The organism is Dietzia sp. NCCP-2495, assembly GCF_026011735.1.
Lineage (GTDB): Bacteria > Actinomycetota > Actinomycetes > Mycobacteriales > Mycobacteriaceae > Dietzia.
This window is the reverse complement of the sequence record NZ_BRVN01000003.1, coordinates 1-22,214: the sequence shown is the minus strand read 5'-3', so window position 1 is coordinate 22,214 and position 22,214 is coordinate 1. Positions and strand designations below refer to the sequence as shown.

22 protein-coding genes and 1 pseudogene are annotated in these 22,214 nt (G+C 68.2%); 14 read left to right on the top strand and 9 right to left on the bottom strand.

Annotated features, from left to right (window positions below; translation table 11 throughout):
• Positions 1-34: 34 nt before the first annotated feature.
• Both OPF83_RS04420 and OPF83_RS04415 read right to left on the bottom strand, forming a co-directional pair.
• Positions 35-961, bottom strand: coding sequence for a sigma-70 family RNA polymerase sigma factor (locus OPF83_RS04420; protein ID WP_264886011.1), 927 nt, complete (start codon positions 959-961; stop codon positions 35-37).
• Entirely contained in the window at positions 958-1,446 is a 489-nt protein-coding gene (locus OPF83_RS04415; RefSeq protein WP_264886010.1) for a carboxymuconolactone decarboxylase family protein, read from the bottom strand. Before OPF83_RS04415 ends, OPF83_RS04420 begins: the two co-directional genes overlap by 4 nt.
• 110 nt (positions 1,447-1,556) lie before the next feature.
• On the opposite strand from OPF83_RS04415, the gene OPF83_RS04410 reads away from it, so the two are divergent.
• The gene (locus OPF83_RS04410; RefSeq protein ID WP_264886009.1) at positions 1,557-2,210 is read left to right on the top strand and encodes a DUF1707 domain-containing protein; all 654 of its coding nucleotides are present in this window, start codon (positions 1,557-1,559) and stop codon (positions 2,208-2,210) included.
• A gap of 42 nt (positions 2,211-2,252) precedes the next feature.
• Here the strand turns inward: OPF83_RS04410 and OPF83_RS04405 are convergent.
• The 5 genes and pseudogenes from OPF83_RS04405 to OPF83_RS04385 form a co-directional block, all read right to left on the bottom strand.
• Positions 2,253-2,807, bottom strand: a pseudogene (locus tag OPF83_RS04405) (MFS transporter); the annotation flags it as partial.
• A gap of 109 nt (positions 2,808-2,916) precedes the next feature.
• Entirely contained in the window at positions 2,917-3,933 is a 1,017-nt protein-coding gene (locus OPF83_RS04400) for a formamidase (protein ID WP_264886008.1), read from the bottom strand.
• On the bottom strand, positions 3,930-5,282 hold the full coding sequence (locus OPF83_RS04395; protein WP_264886007.1) for a cytosine permease: 1,353 nt from the start codon (positions 5,280-5,282) through the stop codon (positions 3,930-3,932). Before OPF83_RS04395 ends, OPF83_RS04400 begins: the two co-directional genes overlap by 4 nt.
• Entirely contained in the window at positions 5,279-6,073 is a 795-nt protein-coding gene (locus OPF83_RS04390; RefSeq protein ID WP_264886006.1) for a 5-oxoprolinase subunit PxpA, read from the bottom strand. Before OPF83_RS04390 ends, OPF83_RS04395 begins: the two co-directional genes overlap by 4 nt.
• Positions 6,070-8,283 (bottom strand): amidase family protein, encoded by a 2,214-nt coding sequence (locus OPF83_RS04385; RefSeq protein ID WP_264886005.1) that lies wholly within the window; start codon positions 8,281-8,283, stop codon positions 6,070-6,072. The genes OPF83_RS04390 and OPF83_RS04385 overlap by 4 nt, the downstream gene beginning before the upstream one ends.
• Before the next feature lie 287 nt (positions 8,284-8,570).
• On the opposite strand from OPF83_RS04385, the gene OPF83_RS04380 reads away from it, so the two are divergent.
• Positions 8,571-8,738 carry a hypothetical protein gene (locus OPF83_RS04380; protein ID WP_264886004.1) on the top strand — a complete coding sequence of 56 codons (168 nt, stop codon included), beginning with the start codon at positions 8,571-8,573 and terminating at the stop codon, positions 8,736-8,738.
• A gap of 134 nt (positions 8,739-8,872) precedes the next feature.
• On the opposite strand, the gene OPF83_RS04375 is transcribed toward OPF83_RS04380, so the two are convergent.
• Positions 8,873-10,204 carry an MFS transporter gene (locus OPF83_RS04375; protein ID WP_264886003.1) on the bottom strand — a complete coding sequence of 444 codons (1,332 nt, stop codon included), beginning with the start codon at positions 10,202-10,204 and terminating at the stop codon, positions 8,873-8,875.
• 162 nt (positions 10,205-10,366) lie between these two features.
• Here OPF83_RS04375 and OPF83_RS04370 point away from each other — a divergent pair, with 162 nt between their 5' ends.
• Positions 10,367-10,774: a PPOX class F420-dependent oxidoreductase gene (locus OPF83_RS04370; RefSeq protein WP_264886002.1), complete on the top strand. Its 408-nt coding sequence runs from the start codon at positions 10,367-10,369 to the stop codon at positions 10,772-10,774.
• Between the two features lie 183 nt (positions 10,775-10,957).
• Positions 10,958-11,530: a peroxidase-related enzyme gene (locus OPF83_RS04365; RefSeq protein WP_264886001.1), complete on the top strand. Its 573-nt coding sequence runs from the start codon at positions 10,958-10,960 to the stop codon at positions 11,528-11,530.
• Positions 11,531-11,607: 77 nt separating this feature from the next.
• On the opposite strand, the gene OPF83_RS04360 is transcribed toward OPF83_RS04365, so the two are convergent.
• Positions 11,608-12,294, bottom strand: a complete 687-nt coding sequence (locus OPF83_RS04360) for a superoxide dismutase family protein (protein WP_264886000.1) — start codon at positions 12,292-12,294, stop codon at positions 11,608-11,610.
• 465 nt (positions 12,295-12,759) lie between these two features.
• On the opposite strand from OPF83_RS04360, the gene OPF83_RS04355 reads away from it, so the two are divergent.
• From OPF83_RS04355 to OPF83_RS04310, 10 genes are all read left to right on the top strand, one after another.
• On the top strand, positions 12,760-12,990 hold the full coding sequence (locus tag OPF83_RS04355; RefSeq protein ID WP_264885999.1) for a Flp family type IVb pilin: 231 nt from the start codon (positions 12,760-12,762) through the stop codon (positions 12,988-12,990).
• 110 nt (positions 12,991-13,100) lie between these two features.
• Positions 13,101-13,490: a TadE/TadG family type IV pilus assembly protein gene (locus OPF83_RS04350; RefSeq protein WP_264885998.1), complete on the top strand. Its 390-nt coding sequence runs from the start codon at positions 13,101-13,103 to the stop codon at positions 13,488-13,490.
• On the top strand, positions 13,478-14,401 hold the full coding sequence (locus OPF83_RS04345; RefSeq protein WP_264885997.1) for a pilus assembly protein TadG-related protein: 924 nt from the start codon (positions 13,478-13,480) through the stop codon (positions 14,399-14,401). Before OPF83_RS04350 ends, OPF83_RS04345 begins: the two co-directional genes overlap by 13 nt.
• A gap of 9 nt (positions 14,402-14,410) precedes the next feature.
• Positions 14,411-15,127 carry a Flp pilus assembly protein CpaB gene (locus tag OPF83_RS04340; RefSeq protein ID WP_264885996.1) on the top strand — a complete coding sequence of 239 codons (717 nt, stop codon included), beginning with the start codon at positions 14,411-14,413 and terminating at the stop codon, positions 15,125-15,127.
• Positions 15,127-16,467, top strand: a complete 1,341-nt coding sequence (locus OPF83_RS04335) for an AAA family ATPase (RefSeq protein ID WP_264885995.1) — start codon at positions 15,127-15,129, stop codon at positions 16,465-16,467. The genes OPF83_RS04340 and OPF83_RS04335 overlap by 1 nt, the downstream gene beginning before the upstream one ends.
• On the top strand, positions 16,464-18,038 hold the full coding sequence (locus OPF83_RS04330) for a CpaF family protein (RefSeq protein WP_264885994.1): 1,575 nt from the start codon (positions 16,464-16,466) through the stop codon (positions 18,036-18,038). The genes OPF83_RS04335 and OPF83_RS04330 overlap by 4 nt, the downstream gene beginning before the upstream one ends.
• Positions 18,035-18,985: a type II secretion system F family protein gene (locus tag OPF83_RS04325; RefSeq protein ID WP_264885993.1), complete on the top strand. Its 951-nt coding sequence runs from the start codon at positions 18,035-18,037 to the stop codon at positions 18,983-18,985. The genes OPF83_RS04330 and OPF83_RS04325 overlap by 4 nt, the downstream gene beginning before the upstream one ends.
• 96 nt (positions 18,986-19,081) lie before the next feature.
• The gene (locus OPF83_RS04320; protein WP_264885992.1) at positions 19,082-19,987 is read left to right on the top strand and encodes a type II secretion system F family protein; all 906 of its coding nucleotides are present in this window, start codon (positions 19,082-19,084) and stop codon (positions 19,985-19,987) included.
• A gap of 58 nt (positions 19,988-20,045) precedes the next feature.
• Positions 20,046-20,696: a prepilin peptidase gene (locus tag OPF83_RS04315; RefSeq protein WP_264885991.1), complete on the top strand. Its 651-nt coding sequence runs from the start codon at positions 20,046-20,048 to the stop codon at positions 20,694-20,696.
• 208 nt (positions 20,697-20,904) lie between these two features.
• The coding region (locus tag OPF83_RS04310) for a lipase family protein (protein WP_264885990.1) at positions 20,905-22,214 on the top strand (1,310 nt) is incomplete at its 3' end.

Here is a 22,214-nt window from a genome sequence, read left to right as displayed (position 1 = left end):
ATCGCGGACCGCTTCGGTCGGGAGCGACCCCCGATCAGGCCGGGTCCGTTGGCGCGCGGAATTCCTCGGGCAGGTTCAGATACCTCAGCTTGGTGGGATTGGCGTGGAACCAGATCCGGGTGACGCGGCCGTCCTCCACGCCGACCACACAGATCCGGGTCACGCCGCGCGAGCGCACGGCCAGCCCCACATCGCCGTTGACCTCGACGGGTGCGACCTGACCGTCCGCCAATTCGGCGGCCTTGACCAGGAAGTACGCGCTCTTTCGTGGGCCCACGATGTCGCGGCGAGCGGCGTTGACCTTGCCGTCGGAGTCCGAGACCACCCGCACGTCGGAGGTGAGCGCGGCGATGGTGGCGTCCAGGTCGCCGGACATCACCGCCTCGACCAGCTGTCCGATCAGCTGGTCGGGCGCTCGCTCGGGCGGTCGCAGGTCCGTGTCGAGGCGATGCCGGGCGCGGCTGACCCACTGGCGGACCGTCGGGGCGGTGGCGTGGAGGATCTCGGCGATTTGCGCGTACGGCAGGTCGTACGCCTCGCGGAGGACGAACGCCGCCCGCTCGTCCGGGCCCAGCTGCTCATAGGCGAGCAGCATGCCGAGCCGGAGGTCGTCCCGGTGTTCGGCGCTGTCCTCGGGCAGCAGGGCGGTGTCGACGGGCTCGGGTAGCCACGCTCCCGTGTACGCCTCTCGTTGGCGCCGCCGGAGTCGGTCCAGGCAGAGTCTGGTCGCGACGGTGGTCAGCCACGCCTCGGTATTGTCCAGGGCTTCTCCGCCACCCGCGTTCACGGTCTCCCGTGCGACCAGGCGGGCGAGTGCCTCGTCGGCGGCCTCCTCCGCGTCCGCCCAGGTGCCGGTGATGCGATAGCCGATCCCCAGGAGTCGGCCGCGGACACGGTCGAGCCCAGCCCGGTCCAGGAGCTCGGACGCCGCCGGATCCGTCACCGCTGTCTCGGCCGTCACGTCTCCGGCCGCTCCGGGTCGATGTCGCGCTCCTCGACGCCCCGCAGCGATCGCGGGTCCAGCCTCGTGGCCACGCCGATCCGGTTCCATGCATTGATGGTGACGATCTCCATCAGCACCTGTCCAGCTCCGGACTCGCCGCGATGCCGCACGACCTCGGCCCAGAGCTCGTCCGGGACGGATTCCTCGCCGTCGATGTGCGTGACGGCGTCGGCGAAGCGGGCCACCGCCCGCTGGTCCTCGGTCAGCTGGTCTCCGCGGCTGTCGGCGAGTTCGGCGGCGAGGATGCGGGCGTCGTCCCATCCGTCCTTGCGGGCGTCACGGCGGTGCATCGCCGTGCAGTATCGGCAGCCGTTCAGCGCCGAGACGCGCAGTCGGACGAGGTGACTGTCGGCCCGGGAGACGCGGGCGCGGGTGTAGGCCTCCATGGCGACCATCGGGGCCATGGCGCCGGCGCTGATCTTCTTGCGCTTCTGTGTACTCATACCCCTTCGACGCTCGAGCGGGCCGAAGTGTGACAGCCCGACAGAAGAGCCCGAGGTTCAGGGAGATCACCCATGGCGCCCGACGCGGGCGCGGCAATAGATTGATGCTCATGACCGAGCCGTCGAGCCCCGATTTCCTCCTGCTCTCCGACTCCGAGCGACTTCACGCCCTGACCTGCCTCGGCGATCACTATGCGGCCGGCCGTCTCGACGACTCAGAATTCCACGCCCGCTCCGGCGAGGTGGCGTCTGCCCGCACCCTGGGGCAGCTCCGCGGCTCGTTCAGCGATCTTCCCGGTGGAACGCCGCTGACCTCGGTCGACGGCGTGATCGTCCAGTCCGCGATAGCGGGCGGGACCACTGCCGGGAGCGGGATGGAGGTGGCGTCGACCTCGGCCGTGGCACCCATGGGCGGTGGCGCGAGCGGTGGCACGGGTGCGGTGGCACGCGGCACCGACGCCGACCTGGAAGATCTCCGCAAGCGCGGAAAGCTGGTGGAGTCGCTGGACGGCATGGTGATCGGCCTGACGCTCATCACGTTCCTCGTCCTGCAGATCATCGTGGACTGGCAGTACGCGTGGATGGTGTGGCCGTCGCTGGTGTTGACGCTCGGGATTCCGCGCCTGCTGCTGCGCTACAACGATTCTGACGAGAAGACCTACGAGCAGCTCAAGAAGGATGACGAGAAGGCGCGCGCCGAGCGGCTCCGCGCGGCCAATAACCGGATCCGCGAGCTCGGCGACGGTCGGGAGAACCGCGGCTGACCGCGCACGCCGCCGCTGACCGGGCACGCCCGCGCCGGCGCCTCAGGTGTTCTCGAGTGCGACGCCCTTGCGCTCCGGGAGGGTGAAGGCCGCCGCGGCGGCGACGACGAAGGCCGCCGCGAACACGGCGAAAACCGTCACCGTGTCCCCCGCATCTAGCAGGAACGGCACGAGCAGAGGCGCGATGATGGAGGCGATCCGCCCGAATGCCGCGGCTGCGCCGGTTCCCGCGCCGCGGACCCGGGTGGGGTAGAGCTCCGGGCCGATCGCGTACAGCGCGCCCCACGCGCCGAGGTTGAAGAACGAGAGCGCCATACCCGCGGCGATGATCGTGGCCGGGGAGTCGGCGAGTCCGAACAGAACGGCCGCCACCGCGGAGCCGGCGAGGAACACCGCGAGCGTGATACGTCGGCCCCACACCTCGATGAGCCAGGCCGCGACCGCGTAGCCGGGCAGCTGGGCCAGCGTGATGATGAGCGTGTAGCCGAAGGATTTGACCAGGTCGAAGCCCTGGGCGACGAGCAGGGTCGGAAGCCAGGTGAAGGCGCAGTACGAGAAGTCGATCCCAAACCACACGATCCACAGCGCTGCGGTGCGGGAAGTCCTGACCCCGGGCCGCGCACATGCCGCTGGACGAGACGGCGACTGCCGGTGGTCGACGAGGAACTGCGAGTCGACCACCGGCGAACCACCGCCGGACCTATCTTCAGTTCTCCCCGCGGCGTCGCGCGCGCACCGTGTCCGGCGGGCCCCATCCCGCACCTGTGCCGTCGACGTGCGTGATCTCGTCCTCCCAGGGCAGATGGTAGGAACCCTCCAACAGGTCCCGCATGAAGGTGTACGGGCAGTCGGCCGCACCACCCTCGACGGCCGAGTACCCCCGGTGGGCGAGCTGGTACAGGTTGTTCTCCACGCCCCACGACCGGCGCGCCTCGTCGGCTCGGGACGGCACGACCTCCGCTGTTACCACCCGGTCCGGCGAGCTGTCGCCCTGAACGAGCACCGTGCCGTCGATGTCGCAGACCATGGCCTCCCCCATCGACCAGATGTTGTTCGCGTCCGGACCGGCGAGCGCGACGGACGCGGTGTAGGCGGTGTTGTGAAACGCGTTCGCCTGGTTGGTGATACGCCACGAGGGCCGGATCGGGTAGGTGTATCCGGCGGTGCGCAGGAGCACGTTGGCTCCCTTGTACGCGGCCTCTCGGGCCATCTCCGGGAACATGCCGTCGTGGCAGATGAGCAGCGCCAGGCGGGAGCCCTTCGGTCCGTCGCAGACGGGGAGCCCGAGGTCGCCCGGGGCCCACGGTTCCGCCGGCGTCCACGGGTGCATCTTGCGGTAGTAAAGCTGCACCTCGCCCGCGTCGTCGACTACGATCCCGCTGTTCCACGGGGCTCCGTCGGGGTTCCGTTCCATCAGGGAGAAGCACCCCCATACCCCTGCGTCGCGGCAGGCCTGCTTCAACAGCGCGATCTCCGGGCCGTCGAGGTCGCAGAGCAGGTCGTCGTCGAGCCATGCCTCCGGGTCCAGGCCGTTGATGCTGTACTCGGGCAGGACCACCAGGTCGAGCGAGGGCATCCCCTTCTTGGCGCCCCGCACGATCCCCGCGAGGCGCTCGGCGGTGGTCATCAGATCGGCCGGTGCGCTGATGGTCGGCACCTGCGCCTGCACCAGGCCGAGAACGAGTGCTCCGTAACTGGGGTTGAGTCCGTCGAGTCCGGTCACGAAACCGCCTCCGTTTCTGTAGGGGTGGCGCCCGCGAGGCCCGGCGCCCTCTCAGGCGTCACCCTATCGATGATCAGGTAGGCAACGGCGGCGGCGACCATGCCCACGACGGCCTCACTGAAGTGCGGGGCCCAGTGATGGACGGCGTACCCGCTGGCTGCGCCTATGAGCCATGCCGCGAACGGCTGCACGCGGAATGTCGCGGTGGACCGCAAGGTAGCTCGGCGGGTGATCAACTGGTCGACGATGAGGACCGCGCCGATCGAGGGGACGAAGATGCCGAGCAGGTTCAGCCACGTCGGGAAGTGACTCCACACGCCGGCCAGTGCGATCGCCAGTCCGACGCCTCCTAGGACGAGGGTCAGGACGCGCATCTTCGACCCGACCAGCTGGCTCCAGCCCACCGCACCGTTGTAGAGGCAGTGCGCGCAGACAGACCCGAGGTTCACAAAGACGAAGATCACCGCGAGAACCGTGAGCAGGGGGCCGTGATCGACGAGTATCGGCAGAAAGTCGCCTCCGTCGGTGGCCGGTGCGAGAGCACCACCGGCGGCGACGATCACCGCGCCGGTGAACATGGCGATGAAAATGGCGATCGGGAAGGCGCTGAACGTCGCGACTACTGCTTCCTTCCCGTTGCGCGACCACCGGGTGAAATCGGCCGTCATGGTTCCGGAGTCGACGAAGCTGGCGACGACGATAGTCACCGCCGCACCTATCGACAGGACGGTCGCGTCACTCGCCCCGCCTGCGTACGACGTGATCGCGTTCCATCCCTGGGTTCGGGTGGCGAAGACCACAGCGACCAGTCCGAGCACGATGAACAGCGGAGCGGCGATCATTCCGACAACGGTGAGCGCGCGGATGCCGATGAAGGTCACCCCTATGTACAGGAGACCGGCGATCAGCACGACCAGCGTCTCGTTCCAGCCCAGCGAGGTGTGCAACGTCGCCCCGGTCAGCCCGGTCTGGAACGCGAACCACCCGATCACCACGGTGGCCAGGAAGCCGGTGACGACCCTGGAGCCGGTGCTGCCGAACGTCTCGGAGGCACTGAGGGCGAAGTTCTTTCCGGTGGTTCCCGCCAGGTACGAGAGCGCGCCGACGTAGCCGAACAGCACGAAGTTCCCCAGCAGGATCGCCGCGAGGCCCTTCCAGAAGCCGAGGCCGTAGACGATGGTGCCGCCGAAGATTGCGCAGGTCAGAACCATGGGGAATCCGAACCACACGGCGGATACCGAGAGGGTCGAGCGGCGATGGGAGGCGGGAACGGGCGAGTTCTCGAACTCTGATTCCAGGTGGATCGCGCTGTGTTCCGGTTCGTGGACCGGGGTCGCGGAGGTTGTCATTGCATGCTTCCTTTCGTAGTCGGTGACGCAATGGAGTGGGTCGGAACTGGAGTGGACGGGGTGGGCGACTGGAACGAGTACCCGGCCCGCAGCAACGCGGCTCGGATCGCTCTCAGGAGCGCCGGCGCTCCGGGGGTGTCGCTGTGCACGCACAGCGACAGCCCCCCGGAGCCATGAGCGCGATCGAGCTCGCGAAGTGACCGGGTGACTACCTGGTCGGGCCCGCCCACGAGGCCGGGGCTGCGGTCGTACATCTGCACGTGCCCGTCGCGGTACGGCCGGTCCGCAAAGATCTCGGCCACTGTGGTGAGACCGGCGGCCATCGCCGCGGAGTGCAGTTGGGATCCGGGGAGCACGTAGACGAGGAGTGAGGGCGACAGAGCGGAGATGGCGGCGCACGCTGCCTCCGCCAGGACGCGGTCACGATTGGCCATCATGTAGAGCGCGCCGTGCAGTTTGACGTGTTGCAGCACATGGCCACGGACGCGGACGAACGAGTCGAGCGCGCCGATCTGAAAGAGGCAGAGGTCGTAGACCTCCTGTCCGCTGGTCGGGATTTCCCTACGCCCGAAACCGAGACGGTCGGGAAGGCCGACGTGCGCACCGATAGCGACTCCGTGGTCGATCGCGCGATCCACGCTCCTGCGCATGACCGCGGGTTCGCCACCGTGGGCGCCACACGCGATGTTGGCCGAGGTGATCATCGGCATCATCTCGTCGTCGGCACCGTGGACGTACGCGCCGTAGCTCTCGCCGAGGTCACAGTTGAGGTCGAGGACGGCCACGATCACGCGTCCACGGTGACGGAGAGCTTCGCGGGCCGGCGCGGGCTTGTCGCCAGTTCCCAGGCCCTGGCGAAGCGGAGGAGGTCACGTTCTGCCAGCGGGCGACCGAGGACCTCCATGCCGACCGGGAGCCCGGTGTCCGTGAACCCGACCGGCATGCTCATCGCGGGCAGCGAGGTCTGCGATGCGATCACGGTGTTGGTCGGGAAATCGAGGGCGGTCCATCGCTTCGCCTCGAGGTCGGCGCGGGTTGGGGCCGCCACCTGCACTGTCGGGTAGATGAGAAAGTCGACGTCGGAGTCGGCCATCATCGCGAGGAGCTTGAGGCGCCACGCCTCCTGGCGCATCCTTCCGGGGTAGTAGCGGGGATCTTCCTCCGGCGAGGTCGGCCCGGCGGCGATATCGATCAGCAGATCGGTAAGCGGATGAACCGCCTCCTCGACGATGTCCGCGAGGGAGGTGTGCGGCATTTCGGGACGGGATCGAAAGAACTCCTCGATGTCATGTCGGGACTGGGCCGTGTACAGCGAGGTGTCCGCAACCCAAGCCGGCAGGTCCCCGTGAAGGACGCCGTCGACCACGGTGGTGCCTAGCCGGCGGAGTTCATCGATGGCCGCGTGAACGACCGAATTGGTGAGTTCCCCGTCGGCGCCGTCGCCGAAGGCATCGGAGAGGACGCCCACCCGGAAGGACGACAATTCGTCGGCGTTAGTGCTCTCGACCGTAGCGCTGTATGCACCGACGTCCGAGGTGGTAGTGGCAATCGTAGTGAGAGGGTCGGCAGGGTCGTATCCGACGATGACGTCGAGAACGGCGGCTAGATCGGGGACACTGCGGGCTATAGGCCCGGGGGTGTCCTGGTGGCGCAGCAGCGGGGAGAAGCCGGTACGGGGCACGAGCCCGGTGGTGACGCGCAGGCCGAACAGGTTGTTGAACGAGGACGGAAGCCGGATCGAACCGCCTGTGTCCTCGCCGATTCCGACGAGGCAGAAGTCTGCGGTCACCGCGGCCGCGGTTCCGGCGCTGGAGCCGCCCGTCTCGCGGTCGGGGTCGTAGGGGTTCTTGGTGTGGTCGCTTCGGGACGAGAACGAGAACCAGCCCGCTGCGAAGTCGCACATCGTCGTCTTGCCGAGGATGACGGCACCCGCCTGTCGGAGACGCCTGACGACCGTCGCGTCTTCTACGGGTACGTATTCGGCGAACGCCTGCGATCCGAATGCCGTCGGGATGCCCTTGGTTTCCGCCTGATCTTTGACGAGGACGGGCACCCCATGGAGGGGTCCGACGAGGGCGCCCGTGCGGGCGTACTGCTCATCGATCCGCGCGGCGTCGTCGAGGGCCGACGGGTTGAGCGTCACCACTGAGTTGATCCGGGGGCCGTCGGGGTTGTCGACGGAGTCGAGGGAAGCGATGCGGTCGAGGTACCACGCGGCGAGTTCCGCGCTGGTGATATCGCCCCGTTCGATGAGGGCGTGGAACGACCCGACCGACAGTTCGTCGTAGTTCACTGACTTCTCCTTTGTGCTACCGGCGCCGTCTGCGAGTGCGCCGATGATGGTTTCCGCGGTGTGATTGAGGTGTTCGCGAGTGGCGGCGAGGAGCCCGTCGAGGTCCCCGGCGACCATCAGTTGGTACATGTCCTCGTGTTGGCGATCCGCTTTCGCGAAGTCGGGGACGTCCGAGACGTAGATCGCCATGTAGGGCTGGAGGCGGTCCCACATGTTGTGGATGAGATCAAGCAGATAGCGGCTTCTCCCGCCGGAGTAGAAGGTCTGGTGAAACTCTCGGTTGAGCTCACGCCATTCCGGCGGTGTCAGTCCGGGGGCGGTCATCTGGTCGAGGACTGCGCGCAATCTTCCTGAGCGCTCTGCGTCGAACCGCGGCAGCGCCCATTCGGTCGCGATGGACTCCAGCGCCAGTCGGATAGTGAAGAGTTCTCGGATCTCTTCAGCGGTAAGGGTGGTGATCGTGACCGATCGGCGGTCGAACTCGACGAGCCCCTCAGCGCTTAATCGCTTGAGCGCCTCCCGGGTCGGCATGGTCGAGACACCGACCGACTCCGCGAGCGAGCGCAGCGAGACGCGGGACCCGGGAAGAAGCCTTCCCTCTACGATTCGGAGCCTCAACTGCTGGTAAACGGACTCACCGAGCGTCGGTGGCGATGCGGGCGCGCGGGACGTGATATCGGCTGCGTGCAGACTGTGCTCTGTGATCACACGAAGAGCGTCGTCCCAGTCGATGACCGCTGTGTTCGTGGTCTGTTTCGTTCCGGTGTCGAACCGCCTACTCCGGTTACGAATATGAGACAGTGCTCTGTCCGGCGATTCGTGGACCCGGCCCCGGCCCGGCTACATGACAGAGCATCGGGAAATCGGCAGGCTCAGGCGCGGGAGATCTAGGTGTCGTTGGGGCTCGGCTCCGCAACTCGAGAAGATCACGATGGTTGTGTACGCGGTGCTATGGCCGATCATCCTTGTGCTATGCCTCGCGAGAATCGGCGCCGATGAAGTGGCCGCGCTTGTCCGCCAGCTCGGATGCGCGGGTCGCACGACGCGCAGGTCATGCCCTTGATCTCCGCTCGAACTGCGTGGTGGTGGCGTCCTCGCGCGCGGGGGCCGATTCCGACGAGAAGACGTACGAGAAGTTCAAGAAGGCCGGCGAGGAACGCTAGTTCGCGGCGACCGGGCGAATCCGCGAGCTGGGTGACGGGCGCGAGAAGCGCGACTGAGCGCCGCGGGTCCGCCGCGACCGAGCTGAGCCGGGTCACGACACGCCACGGCGCGGCGCACCGTGAGCCGGCGCGCGTCAGGTGTTCTCGAGTGCGACGCCCTTGCGCTCCGGGAGGGTGAAGGCCGCCGCGGCGGCGACGACGAAGGCCGCCGCGAACACGGCGAAAACCGTCACCGTGTCCCCCGCATCTAGCAGGAACGGCACGAGCAGAGGCGCGATGATGGAGGCGATCCGCCCGAATGCCGCGGCTGCGCCGGTTCCCGCGCCGCGGACCCGGGTGGGGTAGAGCTCCGGGCCGATCGCGTACAGCGCGCCCCACGCGCCGAGGTTGAAGAACGAGAGCGCCATACCCGCGGCGATGATCGTGGCCGGGGAGTCGGCGAGTCCGAACAAACCGGCCGCCCCGGCGGAGCCGGCGAGGAACACCGCGAGCGTGATACGTCGGCCCCACACCTCGATGAGCCACGCCGCCACGGCGTATCCGGGCAGTTGCGCCAGCGTGATGATGAGCGTGTAGCCGAAGGACTTGACCAGGTCGAAGCCCTGGGCGACGAGCAGACTCGGCAGCCAGATGAACGCGCCGTAGTAGGAGAAGTTGATCCCGAACCAGACGATCCACAGCGCCCCGGTGCGGCGGCGTAGGCGCGGGGACCAGATCGACTCGCGGGTCTCGTCCTCGACGGTCGAGAGGGCTGCGGTATCGGTGGCAGCCGAGTCGGGCGCGGCGTCGTTTCCGATGCCGGCCGAGGCCTCGAACTGTCGCACCACGTCCTCGGCCTCGGCATGGCGACCCCTCGACTCGAGATAGCGGACGGACTCCGGCAAGCCGTATCGGATGACCAGCGCGTAGGCGGCGGGGACGAGGCCGATGGCCAGGGCCCAGCGCCACCCGGCGTCGCTGGTCGGCACCACGAAGTAGCCGATCACCGCGGCCATGATCCAGCCGACGGCCCAGAAGCCTTCGAGGATGACCACCACGCGGCCGCGGATCTTGCGGGGCGCGAACTCGCTGACCAGCGTGGACGCGACCGGCAGTTCGGCGCCCAAACCGAGTCCCACGATGAAGCGCAGCACGATGAGCATCGCGATGCCGGTCGACAGCGCCGCGGCGCCGGTGGCGATGCCGTAGACCAGCAGGGTGGCGGCGAAGACCTGGCGGCGGCCGACCCGGTCCGCGAGCAGTCCGCCGAACGCGGCGCCCAGGGCCATGCCGACGAACCCGATCGAGCCGATCCACGACAGTTCGGTGGGCGTGAGTGACCAGTGGACGGCCAACGCGGCCATGACGAAGGAGATGAGGCCGACGTCCATGGCGTCCAGGGCCCAGCCGAGGCCCGAGCCGAGCAGCAGCTTGCGATGTCTGCGGGTGAACGGCAGGCGGTCGAGCCGCTCCGTACGAGTGGTCATGGCCGTGACGCTACTCGGGCCCCCGGACAGGTCGGCCGGCCATCCTGACCAGTCGACGTCGCCAACAGATCCGTCCGGAAGCCCCGCCCGGCTTCTGAGCGGCACACTGGAGACGGCAGGGCCCGCGTCACGCTGGCCACCGGTAACCCGACAGGAGTCGCTATGATCGCCACACCCCTCGCCGACGATGTCCGCGAGCTGCTCCTCAAGCCCAACCCGGCCGTGATGGCCACCGTCCGCAAGGACGGCTCGCCGGTCACCGTCCCCACCTGGTACCTGCTGGAGGGAGACCGGATCCTTCTCAACCTCGACAAGAGCCGCGTGCGGCTGCAGCACATCCAGCGGGACCCGCGCGTGGCGCTGTCGGTCATGGAGGCCGGCAATTGGACGACGCACGTGAGTATCCAGGGCCGGGTGGTGGAGATCGTCGATGACCCGAACCTGGAGGGGATCGACTCGCTCGCGCAGCACTACACCGGCCAGAGTTACTTCAACCGGGAGGATCCGCGCGTGGACGCCTGGGTCGAGATCGACCGCGTGCACGTATGGGGAGATCTCGCCCACTCCTGACATCCGGGGCGGTGTCAGGCCCGATCGGCGCCACCGCGTGGGCCCCCACAACCAGTCGGGGGGACGTGGGGCGATCCCGATCCGGGACGACGACGAGCAGCCCTACCCTGTGAGAACGCTCACTCGACTGGGCGTCGCCACGTCGGTGCCGAGTCCGGCGCCCTCAGATCTCCGGAGCCCCGCATGTCCGATCGTTATCCCCTCGCCGAACTCGACGACCTGCCCGAGGATCTGCGCGAGCGCATCCTCGCCGAGCAGGAGAAGGCCGGGTTCATCCCCGAGGTGTTCCTGATGTTCGGCCGCCGCCCGGCGGAGTCGCGGGCATTTTTCGACTACCACGACGCGCTCATGGACCGCGAGGGGAACCTGTCCAAGGCCGACAAGGAGATGATCGTCGTGACCATCTCCGGGCAGAACAATTGCCAGTTCTGCGTGGTCGCGCACGGTGCAATCCTGCGGATCGTCAAGAAGGACCCGTACATCGCCGACCAGTTGGCCGTGAGCTACCACAAGGCGGATCTCACCCCGCGTGAGCGGGCGATCTGCGACTTCGCCACCAAGGTCAATCTGCGCTCGGACGAGTTGTGCGATGCCGACTACGACGCGCTCTACGGGCATGGCCTCGACTCGGAGGACGCCTGGGACATCGCCGCCATCACCGGCCTGTTCGGTCTCAGCAACCGTCTGGCGAACGCCTCGGAGATGCGTCCGAACCCGGAGTTCTACCTCATGGGCCGCATCCCACGGCAGAAGTGACCACAGTTTGACGGCCGGCGCGCGGCACAATCACGCGCGCCGTCCGTCGGCGAATGTACTACCGAATGTGTTCGGCGTCAGCCGTTCTCGGTGACGACACCGCACGCGATGCGGCTGCCGCCGTCGCCGGCCATGTGCGTATCCTCGTCCGGCCCGTCGGGTGCGTACCGCTCAGGGATGTTGGCCAGGTTATCCGACTTCTCGTGGATCATCACGGCAGATCCGTCGTCGTCGAGCAGCTGGTCACGGTCCAGTCGATCGGTGAATGTGACGATCTCACCGGTTCCGTCGTCGGCCACGTAGAGGGGCGGCAGATCGCCGGCGTGATTCGGGTGGACGGCCTCGTCGTCGTCCCCCTTCAGGTGGCCGCCTGCAGACAGGAACGCTCCGCGCTCGCCGGGGTCACTGGGGTTCTCGCTGTCGGGTTCACACACACCGGCGGTATGGATGTGCAGGCCGTGGAACCCGGGCGGCAGGTCGATCGCCTTGGCGGTGACCATGGTGCCGCCGTCCACCTCGGCGAACTCGACAGTGCCGCGCGGCTCACCCTCGGGAGTGACCAGGTCAGCGACGGCAAACTGCTCACCCGCGTCCGAGTCGGCGACCTCGGTCGAGGTGTCGCTCTGCGGCGTGACTTCGCCCTGGGCGGCCGGCGAATCCTCTCCGGTCCCGCAGGACGCTGCCAGAAGCGCGGCCGCGGAGAGCGCAACGAATGTAGAAGTGCGACGCACTCGTCCGAATGCGGTCGTGGTGCGTGGAGTCATTGAAGGGCCTCCTCGTCGGCGGTGCTACAGCGCCCCCGCGGCGCCGGTGGCGGCCACGGTACCGACCCTCGGCAGCGGTGCAACCGTAAATCTGGCCGAGTGGAAGGAACCTCACCAGGGAAGCCGAATGTAGAGCTATCACAAAGTAAGGAAGCCTTACCTCTCATTGCGCGCGAGTCAGACGGTCGTCCGGCTGGCAGTCGAACTCGCGTCCAACTGGATGGCCGCGGCGCGGTCCGCTCCTAGACGGAAACCTTCTGTGCCACGCACTGTCTCACCTGCACAGTGTCTGCACACGCGTTCACATCGCTCCATGGGCGGTATTCGTTATAAGAAGTTATCCAAGGGCTTGCACTTGCGTGACAGGACCTGCATACTCTTCTCAGCGCCAACTCAGAAAGAGCGAGGCGCAACCCCTCCCCCTCGAGCCGCCTCGGCTCATTCCCTCGCAAGAAAGGGTTCATCATGAACCAGCTCTACTTCGCCATGGCCACCGTGCAGGCCTTCTTCTCCGAGCGTCTGGACAACCGCAAGGACCGTGGCGCCACGGCTGTTGAGTACGGACTGATGGTCGGACTGATCGCCGTCGCGATTATCGTTGCTGTTGCACTCTTGGGCAATCAGGTCGACGCACTCTTCGGCAACGTCCAAGAGACCCTCCAGGAGAACACTGAGGTCGCCCCGACGGCTGGCTAATTTCAACGATTCAGCCCCGGTGCGGCGAACACCAATCGCTGCACCGGGGTCAGCAAAACCCCTCCCCGCGTCCCTAGCACCCAAACCCCTCTAACCCCTCAGGCGCCGCAATGCTCACGCCCTCACGTGAGCGCGGGGCCACGGCCGTCGAGTTCGCGATTCTCCTGCCGGTTCTGTTGTTGCTCGTCCTGGGCATCATGGAATTCGGCAGGGCGTTTCACGTGCAGACCACGCTCTCCAATGCGGCGCGCGACGGCGTGCGTGTGATGGCATTGCAAGACAGTGCCACCGCCGCGCGCTCGACGGCCAAAGCCTCCGCTCAAGGTCTCCCCCTCACCGACGCGATGATCAGCGTCACGCCCACCACCTGCATCTCCGATGCCGCCACCCCCGGCATGGCATCGGTGACCATCACGTATCCGTTCTCTCCGGTCTCGGGCTTCCTGCCCATCGACGACCTCACCCTCACAGGCAAGGGGACAATGCGATGCTTCGGTTGAACGACGACCGGGGCGCGGTCGCGGTGATCATCGCGATCCTGATGGTTCCGCTCCTGGGATTCGCCGCCATCTCCATCGACATCGCGGCGATGCACGCCGAGAAGCAACAGCTCCAGGCCGGCGCCGACGCTGCAGCCCTGGCGATCGCCCAGGACTGTGCACGCGACACGTGCGGGTCACCTCGGACGACGGCCCAGACCTTCGCCACCGCGAACAGTAACTCCGGGAACGCAGTCGCCACAGTGGCGAGTCTCCCCACGGCCAGGACCGGCCGTGTGACAGTTCAGAACTCGGCGGTTCGGCAGCACTGGTTCGCCCCGGTCCTGGGAATCGACGAGTCCGAGATCAGCGTGCGCGCCAGCGCGAGTTGGGGTGCTCCCACCGGCGGTACCGCGGTCCTGCCGCTGACCATCTCGCTCTGCCACCTCTACCACGAGGACATCGGTGGACTACCGTCCTGGACGGTCGAGCGGGTGATCGAGCCCGCCGACACCGTCCCTGACTGTGACATGGGCGCCGAGAAGATCCCGGGCGGCTTCGGCTGGCTGGAAACCGATCCGGGCCAGACCTGCTACGCCACCACCCGCATCGGAGAGCAGGCCGGAAGCGAACCCGGCAACACCCCCAAGCGCTGCGATCTCACCGCCATCCGTGGCAAATCGGTGCTGCTCCCGCTGTACGACGACAGGGGCGGAAACGGCCGCAATGCCTGGTATCACGTGTACGGCTACGCGGCCTTCACCGTGACCGGCTACTACTTCTCCGGCCAGAGCTGGAATCCACCCTGCCGAGGAAGCGACCGCTGTATCAGCGGCTACTTCACCCGGATCCACCACACCGAACCCGACTTCGACTACGGCCCCGGCGCACCCAACCTGGGCGCGGCAGCCGTCTACCTACTACCCGATTAGCGAGTTCCCATGAGTCGTCGCCTCATTGCCGGTCTGGCCTCCGGCCTCCTGGCCCTGCTCGGCGCCATCCTCCTGATCGTCTACGTGAACGGGGCCGACTCCCGGGCGATGGCCGGGATGGAGCCGGTCGAGGTGCTGGTCGTCTCCGCACCGATCTCCCAGGGCACGCCTGCCGAGGAGATCGCCGAGTTGATCACCACCGAGCAGCTGCCCCGCGACGCCGTGGGGCCCGAACCGGTCGGCTCGCTGGCCGAGATCGCAGGTGAGGTGGCCGTGACCACCCTGCAGCCCGGGGAGCAGCTCCTCCACGGTCGTTTCGCCACCCAGCAGTCGCTCGAGCGGTTCGGCGGGATCCCCGCCCCGAAGGGCTACCACTCGGTGACGGTGGCGCTCGACGCACAGCGCATCGTCGGCGGCACCATCACGCCCCGGGACACCGTCGGTGTCTTTGTGACCCTCGGCGATCAGACCCACCTGACGTTGCACAACATCGTGGTGACAAGGGTCCAGGGCGGTCTCGGCGCGACCCAGCCCGCCCAGGGGACGGGCAACCCCGATGCCGCGCCGGAGCCCGAGGGCGGCGCGCTCATCACCATGGCCCTCACTGCCGCCCAGGCCGAGACCGTGGTCTACGCAGCCGAGCACGGAACGATCTGGCTCTCGATCGAAGACCCCACCACGCCCAAGGACGGCACCCGCATCGTGACCTCGGAGAACTTCTACTGATGAGCCGCATCCTCGTAGCCTCGGATTCCCCCGCCCTCCGCGTCCGCGTCGCCGACGCGATCGGAGAATCGATCGCGGTCATCGCCGGGCAGCCCCTGCCCACCGGCCCCTCGCAGCTCTTCCAGCAGCTCGGCTCGGGCATGCCGATCCCCGAGATCGTGGTGATCGACACCGCCCCGGGCCAGGCCGATGCTCTCGAACTGACGTGGCGGCTGCACAGCGAATGCCCCTGGATCTCCGTCGTCCTGGTGAGCATCCAGCCGGACTCGCTGGCGCTCGCCGCCCTGCGCGCCGGGGCCTGTGACGTGGTCCACACCGATTCCGACCAGCAAGAACTCGGCACAGCGCTCCATCGTGCGCTCGAGCTCTCGCGATCGATCTCGCAAGCGGGGCCGGGTGACCCCGCGACCACCGGGAACACCGACGGTCGGGGCCGCGTGATCAGCGTCGTCTCCCCCAAGGGCGGGGTCGGAAAGACCACCGTCGCCTCGAACCTCGCCGTGGGACTCGCCCGCTCCGCACCGCACTCCACAGTGCTGGTGGACCTGGATGTGCAGTTCGGCGACGTGGCCACCGCGCTCAACCTCGATCCCGAGTACACCCTGCTCGACGTTGTCCGAGGGCCCGCCGTTCAGGACTCGATGGTCCTCAAGACGTTCCTCAGCCAGCACGAGACCGGCCTCTACGCCGTGTGCGGCCCCTCCTCGCCGGCCGACGCGGACTCCGTCACCTCCGCCGATGTCGCCACGCTCCTCAAGACCCTGGCCTCCGAGTTCCGGTACGTCGTGGTGGACACGGCGCCCGGGCTCGACGACCACGCGTTGGCGGCGATCGATCAGACCGACGAGCTGATCCTCATGACGAGCCTCGACGTCCCCGGTGTCCGCGGCCTTCGCAAGGAACTGGCCGTTCTCAGGGATCTCGGCATCGCCCTGGACAGACGCCACGTGCTGGTCAACTTCGCCGACAGTCACAGCGGCCTGACCAAGGCGGACGTTGAGGCGACCATCGACACCCGCGTCGACATGGTCCTGCCGCGGAGTCGGGCGGCCACGATCGCCACCAACCAGGGCGTTCCGCTCCTGCAGAGCGACACCCGCGACCCGCTGACCAAGCAGCTGCGTGCCTTGGTCACCCGCTTCTCCCCGACGCCGACTCGTCCCGTCGCAGCCAACGGAGTCTCGGGTCCGGGCGGTGTCTCCGGCCGTAACGGTGCACCGGGTCCGGGCGGTGCCTCCGGTCCAGGCGGCGCCCCGGGTACCACTGCCGCCCGTGGCCCGATCAGCTCGGCATTTCTCGGCGGCCGCCACCGCCTGCGTAAGACCAGAGGAAAGAAATGAGCCTGTCCGACCGTCTCCGCGCCGCCCGCGGCGCCACCGACCCCACCGTCCCCGACGCAGGATCCATGGCCAACACGCCGACGGCTGTGCTCGCCACCCCGACCACCGCGCACCCGACCACTGCGCGACCGTCCACTCCGGGCCAGACCACGCCGGGCCCGGCCGTCATGACGCACCCCGCGACGACGGATAACGGCACGGCTTCTCCCGGAACGACCACACCCACCGCCGAGTCCGCGCGATCAGGCGCCGCACCCACGGACGTCGACGAGGTCGCCGTCGACGCCCTGTCCGGTCTCAAGGACCGCGCCGCGGATGCACTGTTCGAGCGGCTGGGTTCACGCCTGAACAACCCTTCACTCACCGAGGACCAGCTTCACGCCCTGGTGCGGTCCGAGCTCAACAAGGTGGTGGAGGCCGAGACCGTTCCCCTGACCCTCGAGCAGCGTCAGCGCCTCATCTCCGACGTGCAGGCAGACGTCCTGGGGCACGGCCCGCTGGAGAAACTCCTCGACGACCCCGAGGTCACAGAGATCATGGTCAACGGTCCCGACATGATCTACGTCGAGCGCGGCGGCCGGATCACCCGGAGTCGCGAACGCTTCGCCTCCGAGGAGCACCTCCGGCAGGTCATCGAGCGGATCGTCTCCCGCATCGGCCGACGCGTCGACGAGTCCTCCCCGCTGGTCGACGCGCGGTTGGCCGACGGGTCCCGCGTCAACGCCGTGATCCCCCCGTTGGCCGTCAACGGCTCGTCCCTGACCATCCGGAAGTTCTCGCGCGACCCGTTCAAGGTCCACGATCTCATCCGGTTCGGGACGCTGACCCCCGAGATGGCCGAACTCCTCCAGGCCTGCGTCGAGGCCCGCCTCAACATCATCGTCTCCGGCGGCACCGGCACCGGTAAGACGACCCTGCTCAATGTGCTGTCCTCCTTCATCCCCGAATCCGAGCGCATCGTCACGATCGAGGACGCCGTCGAGCTCCAGCTCCAGCAGGACCACGTGGTGCGCCTCGAGTCGCGCCCCGCCAACATCGAGGGTCGGGGAGAGATCAGCATCCGCGACCTCGTCCGCAACTCCCTGCGTATGCGACCGGATCGCATCGTGGTGGGTGAGGTCCGCGGCGGCGAGACTCTCGACATGCTGCAGGCGATGAACACCGGCCACGACGGGTCACTGTCGACCGTGCACGCCAACTCGCCCCGTGACGCCATCGCCCGCCTGGAGACCCTGGTCCTCATGGCCGGAATGGACCTGCCCCTGCGCGCCATCCGCGAGCAGATCGCCTCCGCCGTGGACGTGATCGTCCAGCTCACCCGCCTGCGCGACGGCACCCGCCGGGTCACCGCCGTGACCGAGGTCCAGGGCATGGAGGGGCAGACCGTCACCCTGCAGGACGCCTTCCTCTTCGACTATGCCGCCGGCATCGGCCCGGACGGCAAGTTCCTCGGAAAACCCCTGGCCACCGGCGTACGTCCACGTTTCACCGACCGCTTCGCCGAACTCGGCATCACCCTCTCGCCCCGCGTCTTCGGCGCCACCACCGAGAACCCCGGGACCATCCGATGAGCCACACCCTGCTCTCCCCGGCCGGCCTCGGGATCGCCGCGCTCCTCCTCGCCGCACTGATCGGCGCCTATCTGGCGACCTCCCCCGCGCCGGGGCGGGTCCCCCGCGACCGCCGACGACCGGGCCTCGGCGACGACCCCGGCCCCGTGAGCCGCGCCGCGACGGCTGCCACCGAAGCGATCGGCTCGCTGCTCAGCCGGAGGGAGACCGCCTCCACCGGGACCGAACGGCTCGAACGCGCGGGTGTCCGCATGCGGCTCCAGGACTATGTCTTCCTCGTCGTCGTCGCCACCCTCGTCGCCTTCGCCCTCGGCCTGGTCCTGTCCGGCCCCCTGTTCGGCCTCCTCCTGGCACTTCTGGCGCCCCTGGGCGCCTACACGTTGCTCCAGGTCCTGGCCGCGCGCCGCCGCGCCGCCTTCGCCGACCAGCTCGACGACTCGCTCCAGCTCATGGCCTCGAGCCTGCGCGCCGGACACAGTCTCCTGCAGGCGCTCGCCTCCGTCGCCCGCGAAGCCGAACAGCCCACTTCCGAGGAGTTCGCGCGGATCATCAACGAGACCCGCGTCGGCCGCGACCTCGCCCCCGCCCTGGAGGAGACGGCCCGCCGGATGGGCAGCCAGGATTTCGTGTGGGTGACCCAGGCCATCGCCATCAACCGTGAGGTCGGCGGCAACCTCGCCGAGGTCCTCGACGGCGTCGGCCACACGATCCGCGAACGCAACCAGATCCGGCGGCAGGTCGCCGCACTGGCCGCGGAGGGCAAGCTGTCCGCCTACGTGCTCATGGCGCTGCCGTTCGGCATCGGCGGCTTCCTGTTCGTCTCCAACCCGTCGTACATCCTCACGCTGACCGAGAGCCCGCTCGGCTGGGGAATGATCGCCGCCGGGCTCGTCATGCTCACCGTGGGCGGGTTCTGGCTGAGCAGGGTCGTGCGGATCAGGTTCTGATCCTCCCCGGTCCGCACATCCGTCCGGAACGGTCGCCGCCGTCACCACCCGCCATCACCACCCGCCGTCACCACCCCTCCCGAAAGGATGCCCGCGATGTCACTGGTCGCCGCGCTCGCCGTGCTGGTGCTCGCCTCCTCGCTGTTCCTGCTGGCCTTCACCGTGCTCGCGGGCCAGGGCAGCGTCCGGACGCGCACCATCGTGAACCTGCGGCGCGGGATCGACGAGGGCTACGCCGCGCCCATCACCGGGCTGGAAGGGATCGACGACGACGACACCCGCAGCCGCCTCTTCGAGTTCGCGCGGCGTCTCACCCCTGACCGCACGATCCGCCGGCTGCAGCGTCTCACCATCCGCGCCGGCCGCCCGCAGGGATGGTCACTCGAACGAATGCTGGTGGCCAAGCTGGCGCTGCCCCTGCTCGTCGTGCTGCTGGGGCTGATGCTGGTCCGCGCCGAGCCGTCACCGCTGTTGTTCCTCCTGGTCCTGGGCACCGCGGTGGTCTGCTACTTCCTGCCCGAACTGCTGCTCACGAGCCGAAGCCAGGAGCGCAACGAGGAGATCGCACTCGAACTCGCCGACACCCTCGACCAGATGACCATCGCCGTCGAGGCCGGGCTCGGCTTCGACTCCGCCATGGCCCGCGCCGGACGCAACGGCACCGGACCGCTCGCCCGGGAACTGGTGCGGACACTCCAGGAGATCCAGGTGGGGCAGCTGCGCCGGAACGCCTACGAGGCACTCGCCCTGCGCACCGATGTTCCTGACCTCCGCCGGTTCGTCCGCGCGATCATCCAGGCCGACGCCTACGGCATCTCCGTCGCCGACGTGCTGCGCACGCAGGCCTCCGAAATGCGGGTGAAGCGCCGCCAGCGTGCCGAGGAGAAGGCGCAGCAGGTGCCGGTCAAGGTGATCTTCCCCCTCCTGGTGTGCATCCTGCCCGTCCTGTTCATCGTGCTGCTCGGGCCGACCGTGCTCAACATGATGGAGGCGTTCTCGTGATCGGTCGCGCGCGGCCCACGCGCACCTGCGGTGCCCGCCCCCGTGATCTGATCTGTTCATGCAGTTCGTGATCACCTGCGTCGTGGCCGCGGTGTGCGCACTCACCGCCGCCGCACTCGGCCGGTGGGCGCGCGGACTCGCCGGGTCCGACTCGCGGTGGCTGCGCAGCGGACTCCACGTGGCGCTCGCCGCCGGCGGCGGCTTCGGAGCCGCCTACCTCGCGAGTGGCTGGGCCGATCTCGTGACGTTCGCCGCGCTCGCCGTGGCCTGCGCATTGTTGGTGACCATCGATCTGGCTGTGTTCCGACTGCCGGACGCGATCGTGCTGCCGATGTATCCGGTGGTGTTCGGCGGGCTGCTCGTGGCGGCTGCGGTCTCGGGCGAATGGGGCCCTCTCGGCCGGGCCGCCGCCGCTGCCGCCGTGCTGCTGGCCTTCTACTTCCTCCTCGCGCTGATCAACCCGTCCGGGTTGGGGCTGGGCGACGTCAAACTGTCCGGGCTGCTGGGCGCGTTCCTCGGCTGGGTGGGCTGGCCCGCGGTGCTGGCGGGCACGTTGGCCGCGTTCGTCCTCAACGCCGCCGTGGCGCTGGTACTGCTGGCCGCGCGGCGGGTCGACGTCACGAGCGGGATCGCCTTCGGTCCGGCCATGGTGATCGGCGCGGTGCTCGGTGCCGGCTATGTCGCGGTGCGATCCGGCGGGGTGGTCTGAGATCCGTCAGACGATCCGGGTCGCCAGGCATCGTCAGACGACCTGGCACGCACACGGAGCTTACTTATAAGTAACCGTCACACCTACTGCCGGAGAACACGTGTCAACGGTGGTTGTGAACTACTGGAACTTGTTCGCTTAGACTCCTCTTAGCTCGTGATTCACACCACTTCAGTCCGGGGGGACCGTGTTACTTCGCAAGACCGCGATGCGCACAGCCGCAGTCGCTGCAGCCATAGCCACCACGATTGCCGGGGGTGCCGTCGCTGCTCCGGTCGCCGTGGCCCAGGGCTCGTCCAACGACCCGGCCCCGGCCTTCTACCAGCCGCCGACCGACCTGCCTGACGGTCCAGGGACCTTCGTCAAGACGCAGCCGTTCCCTCTGGCCGGGGCGATCCCGCCGATCCCAGGAGCCGAGCACCTCTCGGACGGCGCCGGCGCACTGTCGACCGACGCGCAACGGATCATGTATACCTCGATCGGGTCACGCGGCCAGGAGATCGCCGTGACCGGCGCCTACCTCCAGCCGCGCACGCCGTGGACCGGACCGGGAACGCGACCACTCGCGGTGGTGGCACCGGGAACGCAGGGCCAGGCGGACCACTGCGCTCCTTCCAAGACGTTCCAGAACCTGGCGAACGTGCGCACGGATCCGCCCGGCGTCGGCTTCGGCTACGAGCTCATCCAGGCATACGCCCTACTCGACCGGGGATTCGCCGTGGCGATGACCGACTACGAGGGTCTCGGCACGCCCGGCATCCACACGTACGTCAATCGCGAGTCTCAGGCGCACGCGGTGCTCGACCTCGCTCGCGCGGCCTCGGACGTCCCCGGAGCCGATATCGGCCCCGACCCCCGCACCGTCATGGTCGGCTACTCGCAAGGTGGTGGCGCCGTCGCCGCCGCCGCGGAACTGCAGCCTCAGTACGCACCGGACGTCAACCTCGTCGGCACAGTAGCCGGTTCGCCGCCGGCCGATCTGCTGGCCACGCTCGGGCAAGCCGACGGATCGGCGATCGCCGGGGTGATCGGCTACGCCCTCAACAGCCTCATCGTGAGCTACCCCGAGTTCGGCGAGCTGATGGAGCCGCACCTCAACGAGCAAGGGAAGAGATTGCTCCAGCTCACTTCAGACCAGTGCATCGGCGAGTCGGCAGTCCAGTTCTTCATGCAGAACACGAACCAATACACCGTCACGGGAGAGTCGGCCACCGAGCTCGCGCTGCGGAACCCAGAAATCCTGGCGTTCCTCGAGCGCCAGCGGGTGGGCACCCTCACGCCCACCACGCCGGTCCAGATCCTCTCGCCCGTGAACGACGACGTGGTGCCCGGACCGCAGTCCCAGCAGCTCGGTCGCGACTGGTGCGCGAAGGGCGCGACGGTGAACATGGTCATCGACCACACTCCGCCGGTCGCGCCGGGGATGGTCCTCAACCACGCCGCCCCCATGCTCACCGGGCTCGGGGGAACGGTTCAGTACCTGGTCGACCGGGTCAACGGCGTGCCCGCACCGAGCAA